A 719-nucleotide genomic window follows, 5' to 3' on the forward strand; every position below is an offset into this window, starting at 1 on the left:
CAGCCTGCGCATGAGTTTCATCATCGCCATGCTGGCCGCACTTGGCGCAACGTATTTCTACTGGTCGCGCGGCAAGCTCGCGGCACTGCAGCGCCAGGCCGCGCTCGATGCGCTGGAGCGTGAAGAGGCCGAGAAGCAGGTGGTGCGTGCGCAGTTGATGGCGCTGCAGGCGCAGATCGAGCCGCACTTCCTCTTCAACTCGCTGGCACACGTCGATGTGCTGATTGCGCGCGATCCGGCCGCCGCGCGCGCCTTCTGCAGCATTTGATCGGCTTTCTGCGCAGTTCGCTTTCGCACGCACGCGCCGAGCAGTGCACGCTGGCGCAGGAATTTGCGCTGCTGCGCGCGTATCTCGACATCCAGGCGCTGCGCTTCGGCAATCGGCTGCGTTTCTCATTGGCGCTGGACGATGCCATCGCCAATATCGTCATTCCGCCCATGCTGATTCAGCCGCTGGTGGAAAACGCCGTGGTGCACGGCATCGAGCCCGCGCGCGAGGGCGGCGAGATCGCCCTGTCTGCGCGCCTGGCTGCCGGCCATGACGGCGAGCGCCTCGTGCTGGAAGTGCGCGACACGGGCGTCGGCTTCGGCAACGACGGTGCCAAGGGCTCCGGGCTGGGGCTCACGCATGTGCGTGAACGTCTGTCGCGCCTGTTTGATGGCGACGCGCGGCTGACGATCACCGAGACCGTGCCGCACGGCGTGACGATCATCGTCGA

1 pseudogene is annotated in these 719 nt (G+C 66.2%); it reads left to right on the forward strand.

What is annotated here, in order from left to right:
* Window positions 1-719: pseudogene (locus FUT88_RS24775) on the forward strand (sensor histidine kinase); the annotation flags it as partial.

Source organism: Ralstonia sp. TCR112, assembly GCF_007997035.1.
GTDB lineage: Bacteria > Pseudomonadota > Gammaproteobacteria > Burkholderiales > Burkholderiaceae > Ralstonia > Ralstonia edaphi.